At 72.2% G+C, this 270-nt stretch carries 1 protein-coding gene; it reads left to right on the top strand.

Translation table 11 applies throughout. The features are described 5' to 3' along the window. Nucleotides 1-270: hypothetical protein (locus tag MKD49_RS25965; protein ID WP_252697736.1), on the top strand; the 270-nt coding region annotated here is incomplete at both ends.

The following is a 270-nucleotide window of genomic DNA, read 5'->3' as shown; positions in this document are numbered from 1 at the left end:
CCGGCGGTGCGCTCGGCTTCATCCCCAGCTCGTTCCTGACCGACCTCGTCACCGTCTACGTCGCCGTGCCGGTGCTGGTCGCCATGGCCGTCTTCGGCGCCGTCGTCATCACGGGCATCCCGCTGTACGAGGTGGGGCCCCGCTTCAACGCGTGGCGCGATCAGTACCGCCGCGACGAGCCGGGCGAGCAGCCCACCTACGGCGTCGACGAGGCCTACGACACCCCACTCGTCCTCGACGACGAGCCGGCGCGCCCCGCCCTGGAGTCCC

The sequence above is a fragment of the Herbaspirillum sp. WGmk3 genome, from assembly GCF_023952535.1.
Classification (GTDB): domain Bacteria; phylum Pseudomonadota; class Gammaproteobacteria; order Burkholderiales; family Burkholderiaceae_D; genus Herbaspirillum; species Herbaspirillum huttiense.
The sequence above is the reverse complement of the archived record's forward strand: the minus strand, read 5'-3'. Positions and strand labels throughout refer to the sequence as shown.